The sequence below is a fragment of the Alphaproteobacteria bacterium genome (genome assembly GCA_041396705.1).
In the GTDB taxonomy this organism is placed as follows: Bacteria; Pseudomonadota; Alphaproteobacteria; order CALKHQ01; family CALKHQ01; genus CALKHQ01.
The window spans coordinates 53,809-78,472 of record JAWKYB010000015.1 but is presented as its reverse complement, the minus strand read 5'-3'; the positions used below and the strand labels follow the sequence as shown (position 1 = coordinate 78,472).

28 protein-coding genes are annotated in these 24,664 nt (G+C 69.8%); 21 read left to right on the top strand and 7 right to left on the bottom strand.

Features of this window, described 5'->3' with window-relative positions; all coding sequences use genetic code 11:
* Positions 1-12 precede the first annotated feature (12 nt).
* Entirely contained in the window at positions 13-264 is a 252-nt protein-coding gene (locus tag R3F55_20210) for a phosphopantetheine-binding protein (protein MEZ5669717.1), read from the bottom strand.
* Positions 265-617: 353 nt separating this feature from the next.
* On the opposite strand from R3F55_20210, the gene R3F55_20205 reads away from it, so the two are divergent.
* The gene (locus R3F55_20205) at positions 618-1,808 is read left to right on the top strand and encodes a serine hydrolase (GenBank protein MEZ5669716.1); all 1,191 of its coding nucleotides are present in this window, start codon (positions 618-620) and stop codon (positions 1,806-1,808) included.
* Positions 1,809-1,842: 34 nt separating this feature from the next.
* Here R3F55_20205 and R3F55_20200 read toward each other — a convergent pair whose 3' ends face one another.
* From R3F55_20200 to erpA, 3 genes are read right to left on the bottom strand one after another with little or no spacing between them, the layout of a single operon-like run.
* Complete coding sequence (locus tag R3F55_20200) at positions 1,843-2,784, bottom strand: DMT family transporter (protein MEZ5669715.1); 942 nt, start codon at positions 2,782-2,784, stop codon at positions 1,843-1,845.
* The gene (locus R3F55_20195) at positions 2,781-3,560 is read right to left on the bottom strand and encodes an exodeoxyribonuclease III (protein ID MEZ5669714.1); all 780 of its coding nucleotides are present in this window, start codon (positions 3,558-3,560) and stop codon (positions 2,781-2,783) included. The genes R3F55_20200 and R3F55_20195 overlap by 4 nt, the downstream gene beginning before the upstream one ends.
* A 51-nt stretch (positions 3,561-3,611) precedes the next feature.
* Positions 3,612-3,983 carry an iron-sulfur cluster insertion protein ErpA gene (gene erpA, locus R3F55_20190; GenBank protein ID MEZ5669713.1) on the bottom strand — a complete coding sequence of 124 codons (372 nt, stop codon included), beginning with the start codon at positions 3,981-3,983 and terminating at the stop codon, positions 3,612-3,614.
* A gap of 149 nt (positions 3,984-4,132) precedes the next feature.
* Between erpA and R3F55_20185 the strand changes: the two genes are divergently transcribed.
* From R3F55_20185 to R3F55_20115, 15 genes are all read left to right on the top strand, one after another.
* On the top strand, positions 4,133-5,314 hold the full coding sequence (locus R3F55_20185; GenBank protein MEZ5669712.1) for a deoxyguanosinetriphosphate triphosphohydrolase: 1,182 nt from the start codon (positions 4,133-4,135) through the stop codon (positions 5,312-5,314).
* Entirely contained in the window at positions 5,311-7,062 is a 1,752-nt protein-coding gene (argS, locus tag R3F55_20180) for an arginine--tRNA ligase (GenBank protein MEZ5669711.1), read from the top strand. The genes R3F55_20185 and argS overlap by 4 nt, the downstream gene beginning before the upstream one ends.
* 32 nt (positions 7,063-7,094) lie before the next feature.
* Positions 7,095-8,030: an SPOR domain-containing protein gene (locus R3F55_20175; protein ID MEZ5669710.1), complete on the top strand. Its 936-nt coding sequence runs from the start codon at positions 7,095-7,097 to the stop codon at positions 8,028-8,030.
* A 12-nt stretch (positions 8,031-8,042) separates the two neighbouring features.
* Entirely contained in the window at positions 8,043-9,128 is a 1,086-nt protein-coding gene (gene nagZ, locus R3F55_20170) for a beta-N-acetylhexosaminidase (GenBank protein ID MEZ5669709.1), read from the top strand.
* A gap of 4 nt (positions 9,129-9,132) precedes the next feature.
* Entirely contained in the window at positions 9,133-9,966 is an 834-nt protein-coding gene (locus R3F55_20165) for a ScpA family protein (GenBank protein MEZ5669708.1), read from the top strand.
* Entirely contained in the window at positions 9,963-10,688 is a 726-nt protein-coding gene (gene scpB, locus R3F55_20160) for an SMC-Scp complex subunit ScpB (protein MEZ5669707.1), read from the top strand. Before R3F55_20165 ends, scpB begins: the two co-directional genes overlap by 4 nt.
* On the top strand, positions 10,675-11,727 hold the full coding sequence (locus R3F55_20155; protein MEZ5669706.1) for an ABC transporter ATP-binding protein: 1,053 nt from the start codon (positions 10,675-10,677) through the stop codon (positions 11,725-11,727). The genes scpB and R3F55_20155 overlap by 14 nt, the downstream gene beginning before the upstream one ends.
* A gap of 139 nt (positions 11,728-11,866) precedes the next feature.
* Positions 11,867-12,043 carry a twin-arginine translocase TatA/TatE family subunit gene (tatA, locus tag R3F55_20150; GenBank protein MEZ5669705.1) on the top strand — a complete coding sequence of 59 codons (177 nt, stop codon included), beginning with the start codon at positions 11,867-11,869 and terminating at the stop codon, positions 12,041-12,043.
* A 131-nt stretch (positions 12,044-12,174) separates the two neighbouring features.
* On the top strand, positions 12,175-12,402 hold the full coding sequence (gene tatA, locus R3F55_20145; GenBank protein MEZ5669704.1) for a twin-arginine translocase TatA/TatE family subunit: 228 nt from the start codon (positions 12,175-12,177) through the stop codon (positions 12,400-12,402).
* A 79-nt stretch (positions 12,403-12,481) separates the two neighbouring features.
* On the top strand, positions 12,482-13,312 hold the full coding sequence (gene tatB / locus R3F55_20140; GenBank protein MEZ5669703.1) for a Sec-independent protein translocase protein TatB: 831 nt from the start codon (positions 12,482-12,484) through the stop codon (positions 13,310-13,312).
* A gap of 18 nt (positions 13,313-13,330) precedes the next feature.
* Positions 13,331-14,239: a twin-arginine translocase subunit TatC gene (gene tatC / locus R3F55_20135; protein ID MEZ5669702.1), complete on the top strand. Its 909-nt coding sequence runs from the start codon at positions 13,331-13,333 to the stop codon at positions 14,237-14,239.
* Between the two features lie 140 nt (positions 14,240-14,379).
* Positions 14,380-15,657, top strand: a complete 1,278-nt coding sequence (gene serS / locus R3F55_20130) for a serine--tRNA ligase (protein ID MEZ5669701.1) — start codon at positions 14,380-14,382, stop codon at positions 15,655-15,657.
* On the top strand, positions 15,650-16,432 hold the full coding sequence (gene surE / locus R3F55_20125) for a 5'/3'-nucleotidase SurE (GenBank protein ID MEZ5669700.1): 783 nt from the start codon (positions 15,650-15,652) through the stop codon (positions 16,430-16,432). The genes serS and surE overlap by 8 nt, the downstream gene beginning before the upstream one ends.
* Complete coding sequence (locus R3F55_20120) at positions 16,429-17,103, top strand: protein-L-isoaspartate(D-aspartate) O-methyltransferase (protein ID MEZ5669699.1); 675 nt, start codon at positions 16,429-16,431, stop codon at positions 17,101-17,103. Before surE ends, R3F55_20120 begins: the two co-directional genes overlap by 4 nt.
* Positions 17,104-17,162: 59 nt before the next feature.
* Positions 17,163-18,368, top strand: a complete 1,206-nt coding sequence (locus R3F55_20115) for a LysM peptidoglycan-binding domain-containing M23 family metallopeptidase (protein MEZ5669698.1) — start codon at positions 17,163-17,165, stop codon at positions 18,366-18,368.
* Positions 18,369-18,380: 12 nt separating this feature from the next.
* Here the strand turns inward: R3F55_20115 and R3F55_20110 are convergent, their stop codons facing one another.
* On the bottom strand, positions 18,381-18,869 hold the full coding sequence (locus R3F55_20110; protein MEZ5669697.1) for a cupin domain-containing protein: 489 nt from the start codon (positions 18,867-18,869) through the stop codon (positions 18,381-18,383).
* Between the two features lie 53 nt (positions 18,870-18,922).
* A complete protein-coding gene (locus tag R3F55_20105) occupies positions 18,923-19,780 on the bottom strand; it encodes an ATP-binding protein (GenBank protein ID MEZ5669696.1) in 858 nt (285 codons plus the stop codon).
* A 222-nt stretch (positions 19,781-20,002) separates the two neighbouring features.
* Between R3F55_20105 and yajC the strand changes: the two genes are divergently transcribed.
* The 5 genes from yajC (at position 20,003) to R3F55_20080 (ending at position 23,951) form a co-directional block, all read left to right on the top strand.
* Complete coding sequence (gene yajC, locus R3F55_20100) at positions 20,003-20,437, top strand: preprotein translocase subunit YajC (GenBank protein MEZ5669695.1); 435 nt, start codon at positions 20,003-20,005, stop codon at positions 20,435-20,437.
* Between the two features lie 61 nt (positions 20,438-20,498).
* Positions 20,499-22,061 carry a protein translocase subunit SecD gene (secD, locus tag R3F55_20095; GenBank protein MEZ5669694.1) on the top strand — a complete coding sequence of 521 codons (1,563 nt, stop codon included), beginning with the start codon at positions 20,499-20,501 and terminating at the stop codon, positions 22,059-22,061.
* Between the two features lie 9 nt (positions 22,062-22,070).
* On the top strand, positions 22,071-23,012 hold the full coding sequence (secF, locus tag R3F55_20090; GenBank protein MEZ5669693.1) for a protein translocase subunit SecF: 942 nt from the start codon (positions 22,071-22,073) through the stop codon (positions 23,010-23,012).
* A 34-nt stretch (positions 23,013-23,046) separates the two neighbouring features.
* Positions 23,047-23,424 carry an Mth938-like domain-containing protein gene (locus tag R3F55_20085; protein ID MEZ5669692.1) on the top strand — a complete coding sequence of 126 codons (378 nt, stop codon included), beginning with the start codon at positions 23,047-23,049 and terminating at the stop codon, positions 23,422-23,424.
* A gap of 23 nt (positions 23,425-23,447) precedes the next feature.
* Positions 23,448-23,951: a hypothetical protein gene (locus tag R3F55_20080; protein ID MEZ5669691.1), complete on the top strand. Its 504-nt coding sequence runs from the start codon at positions 23,448-23,450 to the stop codon at positions 23,949-23,951.
* 73 nt (positions 23,952-24,024) lie between these two features.
* Here the strand turns inward: R3F55_20080 and R3F55_20075 are convergent, their stop codons facing one another.
* Positions 24,025-24,621 carry a superoxide dismutase gene (locus tag R3F55_20075; GenBank protein MEZ5669690.1) on the bottom strand — a complete coding sequence of 199 codons (597 nt, stop codon included), beginning with the start codon at positions 24,619-24,621 and terminating at the stop codon, positions 24,025-24,027.
* Positions 24,622-24,664: the final 43 nt, after the last annotated feature.

The following is a 24,664-nucleotide window of genomic DNA, read 5'->3' as shown; positions in this document are numbered from 1 at the left end:
TGCGGCAACGCGCTAGGCTTTGCCCGTGACGAGCCCGGAGACCGCGTCGATGACGTCGCCGACCGTGTCGAACTCGGCCTGGGAGTCGTTCGCGTTGTAGGGGACCTGGATGTCGTACTTCTCTTCGATCGCGAAGATGATCTCGACGATGCCGAGGGAATCGACCTGAAGCTCGTCCAGTTTGGCATCGCGCCTGACCAGGTCGCGCTCGACCTGACCCTTGTCGGCGATGATGTCCATGATCTCGCTCTCGACGTTCGACATGCTGTTCTTTCCTACGCCCGTCGTGACGGCGCGTATCGGTGATGGGATTGCGCTTGTCGGCGAGACGGGCAACGCCCTAGAGATATTTTCGTTAGCGTGTTTGCCGAGCGGTTTCAACAGCTTTGACCGGGCCGTTGGCGAAGCGGCGACCCGAGCCGGAAGCCGCGGCCGGTGCGGCTCCGCGACCCGGCGCGACACCGACCGTGCATACGCAGGCGGGTCGGTCCGCGGGCGCGCCGGCACGATGCACGGCGGCAATCGGTACGGCGGACTGTGTCGCTGCCGACGGGATGAACGGAGCTGCTGCGGGTCTTCAGGAAATGGCGCCATGCGGGCGTCGGGTGGAGGTCGCGATGCTGCGGAACGGGCGACGGTGGTGGGCTGGAGCGGTGGCCGTTGCGCTGGCCGTTGGCATCGGCGGGCGGGCGACGGCCGAGGCGCCGCCCGCGGACGATGGCGAACTGCTGCGCCGCATCGCGGCGATGGGCAGCATCGAGCCCGACTGGGTGACGCCGGCGGCACGCAGGCAGCTGACGCCGGAGCTGATCGCGACCGTGATGTCGCAACTGGGCGAGGCGGCCGGTCCGTTCGAGGCGGTGGCACCGGAAGGCGATGGCTGGCTGTTGCTGTTCGAGAACGCCAGCGTGCCGGTCCTGCTCAGCCGGGACGAGAACGGCCTCGTGGCCGGGCTGTTCTTCCGGGAACCGATTCCCAACGATCTGACGCTCGACGAGGTGGTCGGCGCCATTGCGGCACTGCCCGGCGAGACTGCGGTCTATGTCGCCCGCGGCGACACGGTGCTGGCCGCGCACGCCGCCGACGCGCCCTTGCTGGTCGCCTCCAGCTTCAAGCTGGCAGTGATGCTGGCGCTGCGCGAGGCGGTGGACGCGGGCGACCTGGCCTGGGACCAGGTCGTGCGCTACCGGTCGGACTGGGCCTCGGTCTCTTCCGGCATGCTGCACGCCTATCCCGATGGGCATCCGATCACGGTGGCGAGCCTCGCCGCCATGATGATCTCGCTCAGCGACAACACGGCCACCGACGTGCTGATCCGTCTGGTCGGACGCGACCATGTCGAGGCGGCGGCCGGCACCGCACCGATCCTGATGACGGCGGAATACTTCAAGCTGAAAGCCGACCCGGCGCTGTACCGGCGCTATCTCGACGCCGACCTGGCCGGGCAGCGCGCGATCATCGAGGAGATCGGCGCGGTACCGCTGCCGCGTCAGGCGGACCTGGCCAACGGCCGCATCGCCCACGGCTGGCGGTTGAGCGCGCGGTCGCTGTGCGCCCTGATGGGCGCGGTCGCGGACCTGGGCGAGATGGGCATCAACACCGGGGGTCAGCCGTCGGTCGAGTGGGACCGGATCGCCTTCAAGGGCGGTAACGACGTCGGCGTGACCAACCTGACCTACATGGTGACGCCGCCGGGCGGCATGCCGGTCTGCCTGTCGATGACCTGGAACGAGCCGGGCCATTTCGACGACGCCACGTTCAACAGCCTCGCCGGCCAGTTGCTGCACGTGCTGCGCGCCGGCGGCTGACGCGGGCGACGAGGGGCAGGGAAGCCGGCCGATCCTAGGCGGCGACCGCGCGGCGTTGCCCGCCGCGGGCGACCAGCACGACACCGACCAGCACGCCGGCCATGCCGATGACGTGGTACCAGTGCAGCGTCTCGCCCAGGAAGCTCAGCGCCATGATCGTGGTGAACACCGGCACCAGGTGGATGAACACCCCGGTCCGGTTGGCACCCAGCGTCGCCGTGGCCTGGTTCCAGAAGATGTAGGCGAGGACCGAGGCGAACACGGCCATGTACAGCACGCTGGCGGCGTTCGACACGCTCAGGTGCGGTGCGCCGACCACGACCAGTTCGACCAGGAAGAACGGCAGCAGGGCCAGGATGCCGAAGCTGACGGTGATGCCGAGGAAGGCGAGCCCGCCGAGCCCGGCCGGCCGCAGCCGCAGCAGCACCATGTACAGCGCATAGACCAGCACCGCTCCGATCACCCAGACGTCGCCGACGGTGATGTCGAAGGCGGCCAGCGTGGCCGGGTCGCCGCGCGCGACGATCCACAGCACGCCGATCAGCGAGACCGCCACGCCCAGCGCCTGCACGCGCGTCAGTCGCTCGCGGTAGAGCGCCCACGACATCACCACGATCGCCAGCGGCATGGTCGAGTTGAGCACCGCCGCGTTGATCGTCGTGGTGGTATGGAAGGCGAAATAGACCATGGTGTTGTAGCCGGGGATGCCGAGCACGCCGAGCAGCGCCAGCCGGCCCCAGTTGGCCCGGATCACCGGCCAGGCTTGGCGCATTGCCGGCCATGCGAACGGCATCAGGATCGCCCAGGCCAGCACCCAGCGCCAGAAGGCGAGTGCGATCGGCGGGAAGGTTTCTGTGACGCTGCGGGCCAGCGTGTAGTTGCCGGACCAGAACAGCACCGTCGCGGTCGCCATCGCATAGGGGGCGAGGCGGGCGAACGGGGCTGCCGCGGGGTCGGGCGCGGGTGCGGCGCTCAATCCGCCAGCTCGACCCAGACCGGGGTGTGGTCGGAAGCCTTCTGTGCGCCGCGCGGCTTGCGGTCGATCTCGCAACGCTGCAGCCGGTCGGCCGCCTGCGGCGACAGCAGCAGGTGGTCGATGCGCAGGCCCTCGTCCTTCTGCCAGCGGCCGGCCTGGTAGTCCCAGAAGCTGTACTGGTGCTTCTCGATGTGCAGCGCCCGCCATGCCTCGGTGTAGCCGAGATGCTGCAGCGCGCGGAACCTGGCGCGGCTTTCCGGCTGGGCCAGCGCGTCGTCGGCCATCGCCGCCGGGTCCCACAGGTCGTCGTCGGTGGGACAGACGTTGTAGTCGCCGCCCAGCACCACCGGCATCTCGCCGTCCAGCAGGGTGCGGGCGCGCGCGATCAGGCGGTCCATCCAGGCCAGCTTGTAGGCGAATTTCTCGCCGCCGATCGGGTTGCCATTGGGCAGGTAGATCGAGGCGACCCGCACGCCGGCTACAGTGGCCTCGAGATAGCGGGCATGGTCGTCGCCGTCGTCGCCGGGCAGGCCTGCCATCACGTCCGCGGCCGCGCCGAAATCCTTGCGCACCAATACCGCGACGCCGTTGTAGCTCTTCTGGCCGTGGATCGCGCCGTCATAGCCGGCCGCCTGCACCTCCAGCATCGGGAAGCCGTCGTCCTGGCACTTGATCTCCTGCAGCAGCGCCACGTCGGGCTGTGCCTGCTGCAGCCACGCCACGATGTTGGGCAGCCGGGCCTTGATCGAGTTGACGTTGAAGGTCGCGATCTTCATGGCGCGGACCATACAAGGCGGGCGCGCGGGAGGGTAGGGGCGACGTGGCCGTCAGATCGCGAAGGACGAGCCGCAGCCGCAGGAACTGGCCGCATTCGGGTTCTGGATGCGGAAGCTGGAGCCGATCATCTCGGTGACATAATCGACCTCGGCGCCGGCCAGCAGGTCGAGCGAGATCTCGTCGACCACCACCGTCACCCCGTTGCGGGTGAAGGTGCGGTCGTCGGCGTTGATGCAGTCGTCGAGCGAGAAGCCGTACTGGAAGCCGGAGCAGCCGCCGCCGGAAACGGCGATGCGCAGGTGCATCGCGCCGTTGCCGTCGCGTGCGACGATCTTCGCGATTTGGGCCGCGGCGCGGTCGGTGATGGTCAGCGCCGGCCCGGCCGCCGTTTCGCCCGCGTTCGCCTGGGTCTGGGTGGTCATGGTCGCTCCACTGCTCCGCCCGGCAGAAATGGGGAGGATTTGGCTATTGTCAAACCCCGGCCGGCCGCGCATGGTCCGCGCGAATCGGCAGCCCGCCTCATTCTGACAAGCGCAAGCCCACTGCGCGACAGCTCCGGCCGCGATCGCCCATGACTTCCGCCCGACCGGCACCCTATGCGACCGACCCGCGCAACAGCCGCGGGCGCCTGCACGCCGAGCCGTCCGCGGCCGAACGCGACCCGTTCCAGCGCGACCGCGACCGCATTGTCCACTCCTCCGCCTTTCGCCGGCTGAAGCACAAGACCCAGGTATTCGTCGATACCGGCGGCGACCATTTCCGCACCCGGCTGACCCACAGCCTCGAGGTCTCGCAGATCGCGCGCTCGATCGCCCGCGCGCTGGGCCTGAACGAGGACCTGACCGAGGCGCTGGCGCTGGCGCACGACCTGGGCCACACGCCGTTCGGCCATGCCGGCGAGACCGCGCTGGATGCGGCGATGCAGCCCTTTGGCGGCTTCGACCACAACGCCCAGACCCTGCGCATCGTCACCAAGCTGGAACGGCGCTACGCCGCCTTCGACGGCCTGAACCTGACCTGGGAAACGCTGGAAGGCACGGTCAAGCACAATGGACCCCTGGTCGGCGAGGCGGACGAGTGCCGTGCGCTGCCGGCCGCCATCGTCGAGTACCAGGCGCAGCACGATCTGGAACTGGCCACCCATCCCGGGCCGGAGGCGCAGGTGGCGGCACTGTCCGACGACATCGCCTACAACAACCACGACCTCGACGACGGGCTGCGCGCCGGGCTGTTCGACATCGCCGAGCTCGAGGACGCGCCGCTGACCTTCGCCACGTTCCGGGCGGTGCGCGACGCCCATCCCGGCCTCGACGCCTCGCGCTGGATCCACGAGAGCGTCCGCCGGCTGATCGATGCCATGGTCACCGACCTGCTGGCCGAGACCCGGCGCCGGCTGGCGGAGGCCCGGCCGGGCGCGGCGGCCGACGTGCGGGCGCTGGGCCGCCCGCTGGTGGCCTTCTCCGAGCCGATGCGCGCGCAGGACAGGGAGTTGAAGGCCTTCCTGCACCGGCGTATGTATCGGCACTACAAGGTGAATCGGATGGCCAGCAACGCGCGCCGGGTGGTATCGGCGCTGTTCGCGCGGCTGTTCGAGGAGCCCTGCCTGCTGCCGCCCGAATGGCAAAGCCAGTGCGACGGCGCCGACCCGGCCAAGCGGGCCCGGGTCATTTCCGACTACATCGCCGGCATGACCGACCGCTTCGCCGAGATCGAGCATCGCCGCCTGACCGAGGTCCGATCGTCCACGCTATGAATTTCTTCGCCGACATCCACGAACGGGTCGCCCGCGCCGTCGAGCGGCTGGTGGCGACCAACGCCCTGCCGTCCGGGCTGGACCCCGCCAAGGTCACCGTCGAGCCGCCGCGCGAGGCGGCCCACGGCGACGTCTCGACCAACGCGGCGATGGTGCTGGCCAAGCCGGCGGGAATGAAGCCGCGCGACCTGGCCGAGATCCTCGCCGCCAGGCTGGGCGAGGACCCCGACCTCGACGACGTCACCGTCGCCGGGCCCGGCTTCATCAACATGCGGCTGCGCCCCGGTTATATCCGCGGGCTGCTGGCCGACGCCCTGGCCGCCGGTTCGGCCTATGGCCGGGTCACCCGCGCGGTCGGCCCGGCGGTCAACGTCGAGTACGTCTCGGCCAACCCGACCGGCCCGCTGCATGCCGCCCATGCGCGCGGCGCGGTGGTCGGCGACGTGCTGGCCAACCTGCTGTCGTTCACCGGCCACGCGGTGACCAAGGAGTATTACATCAACGACGACGGCGCCCAGGTCGACACGCTCGCGCGGTCGGCCTACCTGCGCTACTGCGAGGCGCTGGGCGAGGAGATCGGCACGATTCCGCCCGGCCTCTATCCCGGCGACTATCTCAAGCCGGTCGGCGAGGCGCTTGCCGCGGCGCATGGCGACGCGCTGCTCGGCCGGGAGGAGGGCGACTGGCTGCCGCTGGTGCGCGAATTCGCCATCGAGGCGATGATGGCGCTGGTCAAGGCGGATCTCGCCGCGCTGGGCGTCCACCAGGACCTGTTCTCGTCGGAGCGCGCGGTGGTCGCCGCCGGGGCGGTCGACGCCGCCTTCGAGGCGCTGGTCGCGCAGGACCTGATCTATGTCGGCACGCTGGAGCCGCCGAAGGGCAAGGCGCCCGACGAGTGGGAACCGCGGCCGCAGACCCTGTTCCGTTCCACCCGGTTCGGCGACGACGTCGACCGGCCGTTGAAGAAGTCCGACGGCAGCTGGACCTATTTCGCCAAGGACATCGCCTACCACTACGACAAATACATGCGCGGCACGCCGCTGCTGATCGACGTGCTGGGCGCCGACCACGGCGGCTATGTCAAGCGCATGCAGGCGGCGACCCGGGCGATCAGCCGCGGCGAGGCCGAGCTCGACATCAAGATCTGCCAGCTGGTCAAGTTGCTGGACGGCGGCGCGCCGGTGAAGATGTCGAAGCGGGCCGGCACATTCGTCACGCTGCGCGACGTGATCGACGCGATCGGCAAGGATGCCGTGCGCTTCATGATGGTCTCGCGCCGCAACGACCAGTCCATGGACCTGGACTTCCAGAAGGTGCGCGAGCAGTCGCGCGACAATCCCGTGTTCTACGTCCAGTACGCCCATGCGCGGGCCTGCTCGGTGCTGCGGCACGCGGCGGCGGAGTTCCCGCAGCTGTCGCAGGCGCCGGCCGACCTGGCCGCCGCCGACCTGTCGTCGCTCGCCGATTCGGCCGAGCTCGGCATCATTCTGCGACTCGCCAGTTGGCCGCGCACCGTGGAGGGGGCGGCCGCGGCGCATGAGGCCCATAGAATCGCCTTTTTTCTCTATGACTTGGCGTCCGACTTTCATACACTCTGGAACAAGGGACGCGACGAGTCGCAGCTCCGGTTCTTGGTGCAGGGCGAAGACCGGAAGACGCTGGCACGGCTGGCTCTCGTCGCAGGCGTGCGTGCGGTGCTCGCGATCGGGATGGGGCTGATCGGCGTGACACCGGTTGAGGAGATGTAATGGCTGCCCCGGAACTTGTAGCGCCGCTTCGGATGGATCGCCCGCGTGCCGGCACGCGCAGTGCCGCGGCACGCACCGCCGCGCAGGTGGAGCCGAGCCGGCGTCGCGGCCTGGTCTACCGCGCACTGACCGGCGCGGTCGCGCTGGCGGTGTTCGGCGGCTGCGGCTACTACGCCTGGACCGCCTATACCGGCGAACGGCAGGTGGTGCCCTCGGGCGGCGAGGTCGTTACCATCCAGGCCTCGGCCGAACCCCTGAAAACCGCGCCCGACGACCCGGGCGGCCTGTCGGTGCCGGCCGGCGAATATGCCTTTTTCGACGAGATCGACGGCGAGCGCATCGCGGTGCGGCCTGACGAGGAGAGCGTGCTTCCGCCACCTGAGGAGCCGATCAGCGAGATCGTGCCGGACGTGTTCGACCAGGCGCCTTCGATCCCGGTCGAGCTGTACGAGGCGGCGATGGAAAGCGCGGCCGAAGGCGCGCAGCCGGCGGTGACCCAGGCGGAGGGACCGGCGCCGGCGCAGGCCGGCGTCAGCGTGCCGCCGGTGCTGGTCGCGCCGATGCTGCCGTTGCCGCAGCTGACCGAGGGCGAGCTTGCGCCGCAGCCGGTTGCCCAGGCGACGAACGTGACGGCCGACCCCGCCGCGACGGCGGTCGCGGCTGCGGCGCAGGTTGCGGCGGTGGAACCGGCCGCCGCTGCCCCGCAGGCGACGCAATCCGCGCCGGCCGGGACCGCGACCGTGCAGCTTGCCTCCATGCGTTCGCAGGATCTGGCCCAGCAGGAGTGGAGCCGGCTGCGCCGGTTGATGCCCGACCTGCTCGGCAGCCGCGAGCCGCTGATCCGGCAGAGCACCAGCGGCGACCGCACCTATTTCCGGGTCAGCGTTGCCGCCGGCGGCGCGATCGAGGCCGCCGCCCTGTGCGCCGAGATCAAGAACCGAAATTTTGACTGCATCGTCCACAACTGACCAGCGCTGCGGATGAACGGGCCGGCGCGGCCCGCCGACGGAGCGGCAGGGGGCGGGCCCGACCTGCCGGATGACCGGCTGGCCGTCGTGTTCGGTTGTGCCGGGACGGCGCTGAGCGACGACGAGTGCCGCTTCTTCCGCCGCGTCCGTCCGCTCGGTTTCATCCTGTTCGCACGCAATTGCGCCGAGCCGGCGCAGGTCGCTGCTCTCGTCGCCGACATGCGCGCGGCCGTCGGCGACCCGTTCGTGCCGGTGCTGATCGACCAGGAAGGCGGACGGGTCGAACGGCTGAAGCCGCCGCACTGGCGCCATGCGCCGCCGGCCAGCGCCTTCGGACAGCTGTTCGAGCGCGACGCCGCGGCTGCGACGGAGGCGGCCCACCTCAACGCCCGCCTGATCGCCGCGGATCTCGATGCGCTCGGCATCACGGTCGACTGCGCGCCGGTGCTCGACCTGCTGCTGCCGGAGACCCACCGTGCCATCGGCGACCGTGCCTTCGCGGCGCGGCCGGAACGGGTGGCTGCCTTGGGTGCCGCAGTCCGCGCCGGGCTGGAGGCGGGTGGCGTGACGCCGGTGATCAAGCACCTGCCTGGCCACGGCCGCGCCACCGTCGACAGCCATGCCGACCTGCCGCGGATCGCCGTGCCGCGCGCGACCCTGGAGAACGACGACTTCGCCCCGTTCCGTGCGTTGCGCAACTGTCCCTGGGGGATCGTCGGCCATCTGCTGATTGAGGCGATCGACCCCGACCGGCCCGCCAGCCTGTCGCCGGCCGTGATCGACGAGGCGATCCGCGGCGCCATCGGCTTCGACGGCGTGCTCGCCACCGACGACATCAACATGGGCGCGCTCGGCGGCGACCTGGGCTGGCGGACGCGTGCGCTGCTGGATGCCGGCTGCGATGTGGTGCTGCACTGCAACGGCGATCTCGATCAGATGCACGTCGTGGCCGCTGCGGCAGGACGCTTGACCGCGGCGGCACGCATGCGCCTATTGCAGGCTGAGCGCCGACGGCTGACGATCCCCCGGTCACCGCTGGATCGCGAGCATGCCCTGGCGCGCCTCGAGGACCTGTTGGGCGAAGCGGGCAAGACCTGAGCGGATGACGAGCGAAACCGCGACTTCTGACGCCGACGACAGCTTCGACGCCGGCCGCCGCGACGGGCTTGCCGCGCGCGAACAGCACATGCTGTTCATCGACGTCGACGGGTTCGAGGGGCCGCTGGACCTGCTGCTGACGCTGGCCAGGGACCAGAAGGTCGATCTCGCCCAGATCTCGATCCTGGCGCTGGCCGACCAGTACATCGCCTATATCGAGGCGGCGCAGCAGCTGCGCATCGAGATCGCCGCCGACTATCTGGTGATGGCGGCCTGGCTCGCCTACTTGAAGTCCCGCCTGCTGCTGCCGCAGCCGAAGGAGGATGCGGAGCAGCCATCGGCCGGCGAGATGGCCGCTGCGCTGGCGTTCCACCTGCAGCGGCTGGAGGCGATGCAGAATGCCGGCCGCCGGCTGATGGTACGGCCGCTGCTCGGCCAGGACCGGTTCCCGTGCGGGATGCCGCAGCCGATCCCGGTCGTGGTGACGGCCGCCTATGGCGATACCCTCTACGACCTGCTCAGCGCCTACGGCGCGATCCAGCATCGCGCGGAGGCCGCGACGCTGCACATCGTGCCAACCGAGCTGTTTTCGATGCAGCAGGCGCTGGAGCGGCTGGTCGAGATGCTGGGGCGGCTGCCCGCCGGGGTCGACAGCTGGACCGAACTCGCCCGCTTCCTGCCGGAGCGGCTGCGTGGCGGCCTGGTCGGGCGCTCGGCGGTTGCGGCGACATTTGCCGCCGGGCTCGAACTTGCCCGCAGCGGGCGGCTCGAACTGCGCCAGGACCGGGCGTTCGGGCCGATCTTCATCCGGGCCCGCGACGCCGGGCTGACCGAATGAGCGCGGACGAGACCGACGCGCCCGCGGTGCCGTCGGCAGCGGACCACTATGTGCGCCTGGTCGAGGCGATCCTGTTCGCGTCCGCCGAGCCGGTCGACGAAGGCGCGCTGGCCCGTCGCCTGCCGACCGATGTCGCGGTTGCCGACATCCTGGCAGAGCTGGCCGCGCTCTATCGCGACCGCGGGGTCAACCTGACCCGGGTCGGCAAGGGGTGGGCGCTGCGCACTGCGGCGGACCTGGCTCCGCATCTGCGCATCGAGCGGACGGTGCAGAAGAAGCTGTCGCGGGCCGCCATCGAGACCTTGGCGATCATCGCCTATCACCAGCCGGTGACCCGGGCCGAGATCGAGGAAATCCGCGGCGTCGGCTCGTCCAAGGGCACCTTCGAGGCGTTGCTCGAGGCCGGTTTCATCCGGCCGCGCGGGCGCCGCCAGACGCCGGGCCGGCCGGTGACCTGGGCGACGACCGACCGCTTCCTCGACCACTTCGAGCTGGAGACGGTCGAGAGCCTGCCCGGCCTCGAAGAGCTGAAGGCCGCCGGGCTGCTCGACGCTCGCCCGGCGATCCACGCCTATGGTGCCGCGGAGACGGACGACGCCATCGAGGACGAGGGCGACGATGAGGACGGCCAGCCCGAACTCGGCCTCGAGGAGGAGCTTCTCGACGAGGCCTTCGGCGCCTCGGACCCGGCGGACGGCGCCGCGGACGATGACGACGCTTGAGCTGACCGGGGTCAGCCGGCACTTCGGCGACAGGGTCGCGGTCGACGGGGCCGACCTGGCGGTGGATGCGGGCGAGCTTGTCTGCCTGCTCGGCCCGTCCGGGTGCGGCAAGTCGACCCTGCTGCGCATCGCCGCCGGCCTGGAGATCCCCGACGCGGGCACGGTCGCCATTGACGGCGCCATCGTCGCCGATGCGCGCGGCGGCAGGCCGCCGGAGGACCGCAACGTCGGCATGGTGTTCCAGGACTATGCCCTGTTTCCGCACATGACCGTGGCCGACAACGTGGCGTTCGGCCTGCGCGCGACGGCACGGGCGGCGCGCCACGACGCGGTGGACGGGCTGCTGCGCAAGATGGGCATGGCCGACGCCGGCGGGCTCTACCCGCACGTGCTGTCGGGCGGCCAGCAACAGCGCATCGCGCTGGCCCGCGCGCTTGCGCCGAAGCCGCGCATCATGCTGCTCGACGAACCGTTCTCCGGCCTCGACCGCGGGCTGCGCGACGCGGTGCGCGACGAGACCCTGCACATGCTGAAGGGCTCGGGCGCCGCCTGCGTTCTGGTGACGCACGATCCCGAAGAGGCGATGTTCATGGGCGACCGCATCGCGCTGATGCGCGACGGGCGGATCGTGCAGGACGGGCCGCCCGACACGCTGTACTACCATCCGGCCAGCGCCTTTGCGGCGGGGTTCCTCGGCGAGGCCAACCGGCTGCTGACCCGGGTCGCCGGCGGGCGCCCGGATCTGCCGTTCGCACTGCCGCGGGTCGAAGGGGTGGACGAGGGGCGGCCGATCGAGGTGATCATCCGGCCCGAGGCGCTGCGGCTGACGCCGGGCCCCGTGCCGGACGAGCCGACCGCCCGGGTGATGGCGGCGCGGTTCCTGGGCCGCACCAGCCTCATCCACCTGGCCCTGGACGACGGCACGGTGCGCTACCATCTCCACGCCAGGATGCCGGGTCGCTATCTTCCGCGCGAGGGCGCGCCGGTGGGCGTGCACATCGACCCGAAGCTCGCCTTCGTGTTCCCGGCGGCCGACTGACCCCGTCGCGGGGGCTGGCGCGCGGTCTCGCGCGGGTGTAATGCATGGCGCGGGCCCCATCGCGCAGGCGCACACGACCTGCCCGATGACGCGGCCCAATCCAAATCAGAGCCGGCTTGGCCGGACGGGAGAGGGTGTCATGGGACTCAGTTTCTGGCACATCATGGTTGTCGTGCTGGTGGTCGCGGTGCTGTTCGGGGCGGGCAAGATCCCGCGGCTTGCCAAGGACCTCGGCTCGGGCGTCAACGCGTTCAAGCGGGGCCTGCGCGAGGCCGACGAGACGCCGCAGCGCCCGGTCGCGTCACGGGACGAATGACCCGCCGGCACGGACTGCGGCAACCGGCCGTCCCCCGGCATTGCATGTGACCGGCGCTTTCTGCCATAACTGGCCGCGAGGTGCGGCGCAGCTCAGGCAGAGTGGGGGGCCGCCAACAGAGAGAGGATGCAATGGGACTGAGCATTTGGCAGATCCTGATCATCGTTGCGGTGGTCGTGCTGCTGTTCGGCGCGGGCAAGATCCCGCGGCTGGCCAAGGACCTCGGCTCGGGCGTGAACGCGTTCAAGCGCGGCCTGAAAGACAGTGAATCGCGCGATTCCGACGCCAGCCAGCGCACCATCGAGGCGTCGGCTACGCCGACGGCCACCGGCGCCAAGGACGAAGCCGCCAAGAGCTGATCCCGCCGGCAGCGCGGGATAGAACCGGCCCCGGCAACGGGGCGCGAACTGCGGCGCCGTCGCCCGCACGGGTGGACCCATGTTTGATTTCGGCTGGACCGAGCTGTTGATGATCGGCATCGTTGCCGTCGTCGTGATCGGTCCGAAAGACCTGCCCAAGGCCATGTCCGACCTGGCCGGTTGGGTGCGCAAGCTGCGCGGGCTTGCGCGCGACTTCCAGGGCCAGGTCGACGACATGGTCAAGGGCACCGAGCTGGAAGAGGTCAAGAAGGCCGCCCAGGGCATCAACCGCTACAACGTCAAGCGCCAGATCAGCAGCGTCGTCGACCCGAAGGGCCAGATGAAGAAGGCGCTGGAGGAGACGCGCAGCGCGGCCAATGCGCAGATCGCGGAAACCCGGCAGGCTGCGGCGGCGGCAACCGCGGCGGCGAAGGATGCGCCGGCGGCGGGCGCGCTGGGCGATGCCGCCGAGCCGGGCGCCGGCAATGCGGCGGCAGGCGGCGACGACGGCGGCACGGTCGCGGACAACCCGGTGGCGGTCGCCACCATGAGTGGCACCCCGCCGGCCGAGCCGGCCGCCGCGCCCGCGCCGAAGGCAACGACCGGCCGGTCGACGGCGAAGAAGGCGACCGCTGCCAAGGCTGCCGGTTCCACTTCGCGGACCAAGTCCGCCAGCGCGCCGCGAGCCGGCAAGGCCAAGCCCGCGTCCGCCCGCGCGAAGCCCGCCAAAAAGGGGGCGGCCGCCGGAGCTGCGACGCCGGCCAAGCGCAACGGCACCGCCGGCGCTGCGCCTGAGGCCGGCGGTGGCGAAGGTGTCGCTGTCAAGAAGCCCGCGGCGCGGCGCGCCACGACACGGCGCAAGCCGGCTGCAACCGAAGGCGGCGCCGACGGCGCGCGCCGGGGCGACTGACCGCCAGGGCTGCCCGAAATGACCGACACCGAGGTCGAAGAACACAAGATGCCGCTGATGGCGCACCTGCGGGAGCTGCGCCAGAGGCTGATGTGGGCGACGGGCGCGTTCCTGATCGCCTTCGCCGGCAGCCTGTACTTTGCCGACGAGATTTATGCCTTCCTGGCCGCGCCGCTGATGGAGCAGCTCAAGGCGCGCGGGCAGGAAAATGTCAGCATGATCTTCACCGCGCTATGGGAAGGCTTCTTCACGCAGATCAAGGTCGGCTTCTTTGCCGGCATCTGCATCGCCTTCCCGTTCATCGCCTGGCAGCTGTGGCTGTTCATCGCCCCCGGGCTGTACAAGCGCGAGAAGAAGGCATTCCTGCCGTTCCTGATCGCCACCCCGTTCCTGTTCGCGGCCGGCGCGTCGATGGCCTATTGGGGCATTTTCCCGCTGGCCTGGGACTTCTTCCTCGACTTCCAGAGCACGGGCGAGAACGGCGAGATCCCGACCGTGGTCGCGCCGAAGATCAGCGAATACCTGTCGATCGTCATGAAGATGATCTTCGCGTTCGGGCTGGCGTTCGAATTGCCGGTGCTGCTGAGCCTGATGGCGCGGGCCGGCCTGGTCAGCGCCAAGGGCCTCGCCACCAAGCGCAAATACGCCATCGTCATCATCGTGACGGTGGCCGCGATCATCACGCCGCCGGACGTGTTCAGCCAGGTCGGCCTGTCGATCCCGCTCTACGGCCTCTACGAGGTCTCGATCTGGCTGGCGCGGCGGATCGAACGTCAGCGCGAGGCGCGGGAAGAGGCGCTCTATGCAGAGTTACGGGGCGAGACGGCCAGCGCAGGCGCCGACAGCCAGGCGCCGGCACCTTATGACGACAGCGACACGCTCGGCGTCGACGCCACCGACTTCAGCCTCAGCTACGGCCGATCGTGACCGGCGCGGCGTAGGACCGCAGCCGCGCCTTGCAAGCGCCGGCCGCGATCCGGTTTGACCACGCCGCGCCGCAATCCCTATACCTTGCGGCGTCCGCGCCGCGTTCGAGTCGTCCGTCCCATCTCACTGCGGTTGTTCCCATGCACGATATCCGTTGGATCAGAGACAATGCCGCGGCCTTCGACGCGGCCATGGCGCGGCGTGGGCTGGAACCGGTCAGCGGCACGATTCTGGCGCTGGATGGCGACCTGCGCACGGCCACGTCCGCGCTGCAGGAGATGCAGACCCGGCGCAACGAAGCCTCCAAGGAAATCGGGCGGCTGAAGCGGGACGGCGGCGACGCCGACGCGCTGATGGCCGAGGTCGCCGGCATGAAGACGGCGATGCCGGCATTGGAAGAGCGGATTCGCGCGCTGGAGACGGAGCGCGACGGCCTGCTGGCCGGCCTGCCCAACATGCCCGCGGCGGAGGTTCCGGACGGCCGCGACGAGGCGGACAATGCCGAGTTGCGCCGCTGGGGTACGCCGCGCGACTTCGCCTTCCCGCCGAAGGAGCACGACGCGCTGGGCGAGGCCCTTGGCCTGATGGACTTCGCCACTGCGGCCAAGCTGTCAGGCGCGCGCTTCGTCCTGCTGCGCGGCGCGCTGGCGCTGCTGGAGCGGGCGCTGGGCGACCTGATGCTGGACATGCAGACCCGCGAGCACGGCTACACCGAGATCTCGCCGCCGCTGCTGGTGCGCGACACCGCACTGTTCGGCACCAACCAGCTGCCGAAATTCGCCCAGGACCAGTTCCGCACCACCGACGACTACTGGCTGATCCCGACCGCCGAGGTGCCGCTGACCAACATCGTCGCCGACATGATCGTCGACGAGGCCGACCTGCCGCTGCGGTTCACCGCGCGCACGCCCTGCTTCCGCTCCGAGGCCGGCGCGGCGGGTAAGGACACCCGCGGCATGATCCGCCAGCACCAGTTCACCAAGGTGGAGATGGTGTCGATCACGCGCCCCGAGGATTCGGCGGCGGAACATGAGCGCATGACCGGCTGCGCCGAGGCGGTGCTGCAGCGGCTGGCGCTGCCCTACCGGGTGGTCAGCCTGTGCACCGGCGACCTCGGCTTCGGCGCGGTCAAGACCCACGACCTGGAGGTCTGGCTGCCGGGGCAGGGCGCCTATCGCGAGATTTCCAGCTGCTCCAACTGCGGCCCGTTCCAGGCGCGGCGGATGAAGGCACGCTATCGGCCCGCCGACGGCAAGGGCCCGGCGCATGTGCACACCCTCAACGGATCCGGCCTCGCCGTCGGTCGGGCGTTGATCGCGGTGGTCGAGAACTACCAGCAGGAGGACGGCTCGGTCACGGTGCCCGATGCGCTCCGCCCCTACATGAACGGCATGGAGCGTATTTCCGCAAATGCTTAAGACCCCGTTCGACATCGGCAAGGCCCGCATCCTCGTCTCCAACGACGATGGCGTCCACGCCCCCGGCATCAAGGTGCTGGAGGAGATCGCGCGCTCGCTCAGCGACGACGTCTGGGTGGTGGCGCCGGAAATGGAGCAGAGTGCGCAGAGCCACTCGCTGACCATCCGCAACCCGTTACGCATCCGCCAGCTGGAGGAGCGCCGCTTTGCTGTCGACGGAACGCCGACCGACTGCGTGCTGCTCGGCGTGCGCCACGTGCTGAAGGACCGCAGGCCGGACATCGTGCTGTCTGGCGTGAACCGCGGCGCCAACCTGGCCGAGGACATCGTCTATTCCGGCACGGTCGCGGCCGCGATGGAGGCCGCGCTGCTCGGCATTCCGGCGATCGCTTTCAGCCAGGTCACGCCGCGCAACGAGACGCCCGAGTGGGACACCGCCCGCCGCTTCGGCCCCGAGATCATCCGCAAGGTCACCTCGCTGGACTGGGCGGACGAGGTGCTGGTCAACGTCAACTTCCCGCCGGTCCCGGCCGACCAGGTCACCGGCGTGGAGGTGCAGCCGCAGGGCAAGCGCAAGGTCGGGCTCGGCATCGAGGGCCGGCCGGACCCCTATGGCGTGCCTTACTACTGGATCGTCGACTATGCCAGCGACGCGCCGCGCCGGCGCGACACCGACCTGTCCGCGATCGGCGCCAAGGCGATCGCGGTCACGCCGCTGCACCTGGATTTCACCCACCACCAGTCGGTCGAGAGCTTCCGGGCGCTGTTTGCATGAACGTCGCCTCGCGCAAGATCCGGCTGATCATGGAATTGCGCAACGCCGGCATCGTCGACACCGCCGTGCTGTCGGCGATCGAACGGACGCCGCGCGAGCTGTTCGTGATGGAGGCGTTCCGCGAGCGCGCCTACGAGAACAGCGCGTTGCCGATCGGGCTCGGCCAGACCATCAGCCAGCCGCTGGTGGTGGCGATGATGACCGCCGCCCTCGCGCTCAACGACCGGCACAAGGTGCTGGAGATCGGCACCGGCTCCGGCTACCAGACCGCGATCCTCAGCCGGCTGTGCCGCCGGGTCTATACCGTCGAGCGCCACCGCGAGCTTCTGCGCCAGGCCGAGGCGGTGCTCGAGCGGCTGGCAGTCCGCAACGTCACCGCCCGGTGCGGCGACGGCTGGAAGGGGTGGCCGGAACAGGCGCCGTTCGACCGCATCATCGTCACCGCGGCGGCCGACGAGTTGCCGGCAGCGTTGTGCGACCAGCTGGCGGTCGACGGCATCATGGTGATTCCGGTCGGCCGCAGCAGCGGCGAGCAGCGGCTGCTGAAGGTGGTGCGGCGCGCCGACGGGCTGGAAACGACCACGCTTGGCGGCGTCCGGTTCGTGCCGCTGGTGCGCGGCAACGGCGATATCGAACTGAAGCGGACCGGTACCGACGAACGCGCCGTTTGATCGCCACAATTCGGCTGGTAGCCTGACCGCTACGCAAACCCCGAGTCGGGATTGGAAGGATGTGGCGAGCAACGAGCGCACTGCTGCTGGCCGCCATCGTCGGCGGTTGCGGCTTTGCCGGGGTGAATCCGCGGTCGTCGGGTTCCGCCACCGGCCCGGTCGGCCACCAGGTGGCGGCCGGTGAGTCGATCTACAGCATCGCGTCGCGATACGGTACGACACCGGAGGAACTGGCGGCGCGCAACGGCCTCGGCGCGCCCTATCAGCTGACGGTCGGCCAGCGGCTGGTGGTACCCGCGCCGGCGCAATATGTGGTGCAGCCGGGCGAGACCATCGACATGATCGCGCGCCGCTACGGCACCACGCCGGCGGAATTGGCGCGGATCAACGGCATAGGCGCGCCCTACACGGTGCAGGCCGGACGGACGCTGATGATGCCGCAGGCCGCGGCGTCGGGTGCGACGGGCGTGATCGCGACCAGCGCGGCGCCGACGTCGAGCGTGCAGGTTTCGGCACTGCCCGCGCCGGGTGCCGCCGCCGCGGCGACCTCAACTGCCGTGCAACCGCCCGCCTTCGGCGTCGTGCCGGGTGCAACGGCCGGTACCGCCCAGCCGCCCGCCTTTGCGACCGGCTCCGTCGCCACCGGCGATCCGATCCCGCTGGTCGGCACCACCGGGGCCGGGCCGGCCGCGCCCGGCCAGCAGGTCGCCGCCTTGCAGGCGCCGACGCTGGACACTTCGGGCCTGCCGGCGGCCGCGCCGCCACAGGCGGCAACCTCGAACCCGGTGATCCCGCCGGCACAGGCCGAGATCGCCCCCGACGCACCGCTGCCGCCGGCACAGACCGCGGCGCCGCCGCCGTCCACCGCGGCCGGCGGCCTGCCGGTGCTCAGCGGATCGGGCTTCCTGCGGCCGGTCTCCGGCCAGGTGCTGTCGGCCTTCGGCCAGGGCACGGTGCCGAACGACGGCATCAACATCGCCGCGCCCGAGGGTACACCGATCCTGGCGGCCGAGGCCGGCGTGGTGGCCTATGTCGGCGAGGACATCGACACCTTCGGCAACCTGGTGCTGATCCGCCATGCCGACGGCTGGGTCACGGCCTATGGCCATGCCGAGGCGATCCTGGTTTCAGAGGGCGACACGGTCACCCGCGGCCAGGTGATCGGCCGCGTCGGCAAGACCGGCGCGGTCAGCACCGCCCAGCTGCATTTCGAGCTCAGGCGCGGCACCGAGCCGGTCGATCCGCAGGCCTATCTGGATGGCTAGCCGGACGAACCGCTAGTCGTCCGGGCCGCGGCGGCGGATGTCCTGATAGGGCGTGCCGTCGCTGCGGGTGAACAGGGCCGGCTCGCCGCCGGCCGGTGCGACCAGGTCGAGACCCGGATAGTAGGCGGCGTCGGCGTCAATGCGGCTGCCGACCTCCAGCACGACGGCCGGGCGTTCCGAGCGGTTCTGCAGGCAATGGCCGTTCTGTGCGCCGCCCTTGAAGCCGGCGGCGTCGCCCGCGCGCAGCGTGGTCTCGCCGTCATCGTCGACCAGCACCAGCTCGCCCGCGACCACGAAGACGAACTCGTCCTCGTGGGTGTGCCAGTGGCGCTGGCTGGACCAGGCACCCGGCGGCAGAGTCAGCAGGTTGACCCCGAACTGGGTCAGCCCGGCCGCGTCGCCAAGCCGCTTGCGCTGGCGCGCCCGGCAAGGCGCATCGAAGGGCGCGGGGTACATCGTTCCCACCGCGGTCGCGATGGCGTCCACGTCGATCCTGGGCATTGCATTTTCTCCGCGATGGTGGCTGCGCGCAGCGCCGCAGCGCGCCGCGCCGCTCAGTCCAGGGTCTGGCCCAGGCGCCCGGCGAGGTCGGTGATGAACTGCCAGGCCACCCGGCCCGAGCGCGCGCCGCGCGTGACCGACCACTCCTTGGCCTCGGCGTGCAGCGCGTCGCGGTCGACCGGCAGCCGGAAATGGTCGGCATAGGCGTCGATCATGGCCAGGTAGGTCGGCTGGTTGCAGGCGTGGAAGCCGAGCCACAGCCCGAAGCGGTCCGACAGCGACACCTTCTCTTCCACCGCTTCGCCCGGATTGATCGCGCTGCCCTGCTCGTTCTCGATCATGTCGCGGGCCATCAGGTGGCGGCGGTTCGAGGTGGCGTAGAACAGCACGTTCGCCGGCCGGCCCTCGACGCCGCCGTCGAGCACCGCCTTCAGCGACTTGTAGCTGGTGTCGTCGCTGTCGAACGAAAGGTCGTCGCAGAAGATCAGGAAGCGGCGGCGTACCGGCCGCAGGTGGCCGAGCAGGGCCGGCAGCGTGGCGATCTCCTCGCGGTGGATCTCGACCAGCACCAGCGGCTCGGTGCGGCCCAGGTTGATGGCGGCATGAACCGCCTTGACCAGCGACGACTTGCCCATGCCGCGCGCGCCCCACAGAAGCGCGTTGTTGGCCGGCAGGCTGTTGGCGAAGCGCTCGGTGTTTGACCGCAGGATGTCGCGCACCCGGTCGATGCCCTGCAGCAGGTCGAGATCGAGCCGGCTGACGCTTTCCACCGGCTGCAGCCACTCCTCCTCGCCGTGCCAGATGAAGGCGTCGGCGGCGCTCCAGTCCACCTCCGGCGGTTCGGGCGGCGCCATGCGGTCGAGCGCATCGGCGATCTGCCGCAGCACGGGTTCGAGATCGGCGTCGGGCATCGTGGCACTACCTGCTGTTGGAAGCGCGGACGGTAGCCGGTCGCCCGGGCCCGGTCAATTCGGGCGGGCCGCCCGATCGCCGCGCCGCGCCGGGTCGCTGCCGGTGTAAGCAAATGTGACCGTGCTTTCCATGGGGGCCGCTCCCATATATGGTCCCGCGCAGTTTGACACCCATCCATCGGTGGCTATAGTCCGCCGACTTTGCATCGGGGGAGTTTCGGTATGCTGATTTCAACGGCGTGGGCCCAGGAAGCCACGGGCGACGCGGCGGCGGGGGCTGCGGCAGCGCCGGGCGGCGGCGACATGCTGATGACCTTCGTGCCGCTGATCCTGATCTTCGTCGTTTTCTATTTCCTCCTGATCCGCCCGCAGCAGAAGAAGATGAAGGCGCACCGCGCGATGGTGGCCAGCGCCCGCCGCGGCGACCGCGTCGTCACCCAGGGCGGCATCATCGGCGTGGTGACCAAGGACCTCGGCGAGAACGAGCTGATGGTCGAGATCGCCGAAGGGGTGCGCGTCAAGGTGCTGAAGCATACCCTGTCCGACATCCTCAACCGCTCCGACAGCCGCGCGACCGCCACGCCGTCCGCGCCGGCACAGGACGAATCCAGCGGCGGTGGCGGCCTGCTCGGCAGGTTCAAGAAGTCCAACGGCTAGTCCTCTGGCCAATAAAGAAAAGTCGGTGCCGGCGCGGGCCGGCACGAGGGACCGTTAGGCGATGCTGCGGATATCCTTGTGGCAGACCTTGGTGATTCTCGGCATCGTCGTGCTCGGCGCGGCCTTCGCTGCGCCGAACCTGTTCTCCAAGCAGGACCTTGCCGACGCCCCCGGCTGGCTGCCGAACAAGCAGGTCGCGCTCGGGCTCGATCTGCAGGGCGGCGTCCACTTCCTGCTCGAAGTCGATCTGGCTACCGCCCATTCCGAGCGGATGGAGAGCCTGGAGGACGCGGTCCGTGCGGCATTCAACGATGCCGAGCCGCGTATCGGTTACACCGGCCTGTCGGCCGGCCGCGAGGCGGTCAGCGTCACCCTGCGCGACCCGGCCACCGACCGTGACCGGGCGGTCGATGCCCTGACCACGCTGGATTCCGCGCTGACGGTGACGTTCGACGAGGCCGGCGCGGGGCGCATCACCTATGGCGAGGATGCCAGGGCCGAGCTGGACAAGCTGACCATCGACCGTGCGATCGAGGTGGTGCGGCGGCGAGTCGACGAGCTGGGCGTGCGCGAATCCACCGTGCAGAGCCAGGGCGACGACCGCATCATCGTCGAGGTGCCCGGCGTCGACGATCCCCAGGAAATCCTCGACATCATCGAGAAGACCGGCCGGATGACCTTCCATCTGGTCAACACGGCGGTCTCGCCGAACGAAGCCCGGCCGCCGTCCGACACCATCATCGTGCCCGACCAGAACGGCACCACGATGTGGCCGATCTTCCGCCAGATCGTCACCAACGGCGCCGACGTCGAGCATGCGGCGCCCCAGTTCACCACCGACCAGGGCTGGGTGGTTTCGTTCCGCTTCAACACCAAGGGCGCGCGCGACTTCGCGCGGGTCACCAACGAGCATGTCGACGAGTATCTGGCAATCGTCCTGGACGGCGAGGTGATCAGCGCGCCGAAGATCGACGAGCCGATCACCGGCGGCAGCGGCATCATCCGCGGTAGCTTCAGCGCCGAGAGCGCGACCACGCTGGCCGTACTGCTGCGTGCCGGCGCGCTGCCGGCACCGCTGAAGGTGCTGGAGCAGCGCTCGGTCGGGCCCGGCCTGGGCCAGGATTCGATCGATGCCGGCGTGCTGGCCTGCGTCATCGGCATGGGCGCCGTCGTGGTATTCATGGTGATGGCCTACGGCCTGTTCGGCGTGTTCGCCAATGTGGCGCTGGTCGCCAACCTGGTGCTGCTGATGGCGATCCTGTCGGCGCTCGGCGCCACCCTGACGCTGCCGGGCATCGCCGGCATCGTGCTGACCGTCGGCATGGCGGTCGATGCCAACGTGCTGATCTACGAGCGCATCCGCGAGGAGGTGGCGACCGGCCGCTCGCCGCTGAATGCGTGCGAGATCGGCTTCCGGCGCGCCATCACCACAATCGTCGACGCCAACCTGACCACGCTGATCGCGGCCGCGATCCTGTTCCAGTTCGGCTCCGGGCCGATCAAGGGCTTCGCGGTCACGCTGGCGATCGGCATCCTGACCTCGATGTTCACCGCCATCATGGTCACCCGGCTCCAGGTCGCGACCTGGCTGCGCCGCCGGCGGCCGCAAGCGCTCGCCCTATAGGTCGCCGCCATGCTGCATCTGCGCCTGATCCCCAGCGACACCAAGTTTCCGTTCATGAAGATGCGCGGGGTCGCGGTCATCTTCTCCGCGCTGCTGGTGGTCGGCTCGATCATCGCGTTCCTGACCCAGGGCTTGAACTACGGCATCGACTTCGTCGGCGGCACGCTGATCGAGGTGCGGACCCAGGACGAGCCGGACATCGCCGGCATGCGCAGCAGCCTGGACGGGCTGGGCCTGGGCGAGGTCAGCCTGCAGGCGTTCGGCGACGACAACGACGTGCTGATCCGCATCGAGCGGCAGAGCGAGGCCGAAGGCGAGGACGCCGCGCTGACCGCCGCGGTGCAGCAGGCGTTGGGCGAGGGCGTCGAGCTGCGCCGGGTCGAGTTCGTCGGGCCCAAGGTCGGCGGCGAGCTGCGCGAGGCCGCCATCCTCGCGGTCACGATCGCCCTGGTCGCGATCATGTTCTACATCTGGTTCCGCTTCGAATGGCAGTACGGCGTCGGCGCCATCGTCGCCCTGGCGCACGACGTGATCTCGACGATCGGCCTGTTCGCGGTGCTGCAGCTCGAGTTCAATCTCGCCACGGTCGCCGCGGTGCTGACCATCGCCGGCTATTCGATCAACGACACCGTGGTGGTGTTCGACCGGGTGCGCGAGAACCTGCGCAAGTACAAGAAGACCGAGATGCGGGAGCTGCTCGACCTGTCGATCAATCAGACGCTGTCGCGCACGATCATGACCAGCATGACCACGCTGATCGCGGTGGTCGCGCTGTTCCTGTTCGGCGGCGCGGTGGTGCACGATTTCGCCGGCGCGATGATCTGGGGCATCGTCATCGGCACCTATTCCTCGATCTTCGTCGCCGGGCCGCTGCTGATCTACATGAAGGTGCGCAGCGACGGCGGCACCGACGACGCGCCGGAAGGCAGCGAGGCCGCCAAGGCGGCCTGATCCGCCTGCGCCGCATACCGAGCCGGGAGGGGCGATGGAGATCACCCCGCATATCGCGCGCGACGCCAAGGTGGTGCAGCGCTATGGGCCCGGCCGTTTCACCATCTCCGGCGAGACGTTCGCGGGCGGCGTGCTGGTGAGCCCGACCGCGGTCAGCCCATGGACCGACGCCGAACTCGAAAGCTGGACCGAGGCGACGCTGGCCCCGGTTCTCGCGCTCATGCCCGCGCCGGAGATCCTGCTGGTCGGAACCGGCACGGCGATGCGGCTGTTGCCGCGTGCGCTGCGTCCGGCGCTGCGCGCCCACGGCATCGGCTGCGACGCCATGGATACTGGCGCCGCCTGCCGCACTTACAACATCCTGCTCGCCGAAGGGCGCCGGGTTGCGGCGGTGCTTCTTGCGGTCGGTTGATATTTCGCTGTAAGAGTTTGTGCTTGAACGAAAACGGCCGCGCCGCACAGGTTGTGGGCCGGGGCAAGAGGCCGATGCGGACTTTACATCTTGCCGGAATCCTGGCCCTGACGGCCATGGTTTCGGCCTGCGAGACACTGGGCCTGAGCGACGAGACGGCTGCTGACGCAGGCGGCACGGAAACGGCCGACGCCGTCATCGAGGGTGCCGAAACCGATCTCGCGCGTCCGGGTTTGCCGGATGCGCCCGACGCCATCGTGCGGCTGCAGGTCGAGGACTATCAGCAGTTCCTCGACCAGACCATCCGCGAATACCGCTTCTGCGTGCGCTCGTCGGCGCTGGAGATCGACGATGGCACGTCCAGTCCCGAAGTGATCGTCGAGCGGGCCCAGCGGCGCTGCGAGGAGGAATTCCGCACCGCGCACCGCACCGCCAACCTGCTGGGCGACCTGAACAAAGTGGAATCGCTGCGCGCGGAAAGTCGGGCGGCGGCCCTCGAATCCGTCATCGCGGGACGTTCCTCGTGAGGACGGCGGCGGCCGAAGCCTGACTTGCGGAAGCGGCGGAGAGGAGTCTCCGCCGTTTCTGCATGGGCCGCGATCAGCCGGCGAAATTCTCCGCCGCGAAGTCCCAGTTGATCAGGTTGTTGAGGAACACGTCGAGATACTTCGGCCGCGCGTTGCGGTAGTCGATGTAGTAGGCGTGCTCCCACACGTCCGCAGTCAGCAGCGGCGTTGCGCTGCCGGTCAGCGGCGTCTCGGCATTCGGCGTCTTGGTGACCTTCAGCTTGCCGCCTTCGCTGACCAGCCACGCCCAGCCGCTGCCGAACTGGGTGGCGCCGGCCTGGGCGAACGCCTCCTTGAAGCCGTCCAGGCTGCCGAAATCGCGATTGATCGCGTCGGCCAGCGCACCCGACGGGGCACCGCCGCCGCCCGGCTTCATCGAATGCCAGAAGAAGGTGTGGTTCCAGATCTGGGCGGAGTTGTTGAACAGGCCGGCTTTCGACGCGTCGCCGGCCGATGCCTTGATGATCTCCACCAGGCTCTTGCCGGCATTGTCGGTGCCGTCGATCAGCTTGTTCAGGTTGTCGACATAGGCCTTGTGGTGCTTGCCGTGGTGAAAGTCGAGGGTTTCGCCCGAATAATGCGGCTCCAGTGCGGTCCGGTCATAGGGCAGGGGGGGAAGTTCGAACGCCATCGGAGTCTCGATCCCTTTGTTCTGAGTTGCGTGCTGGCCGGGC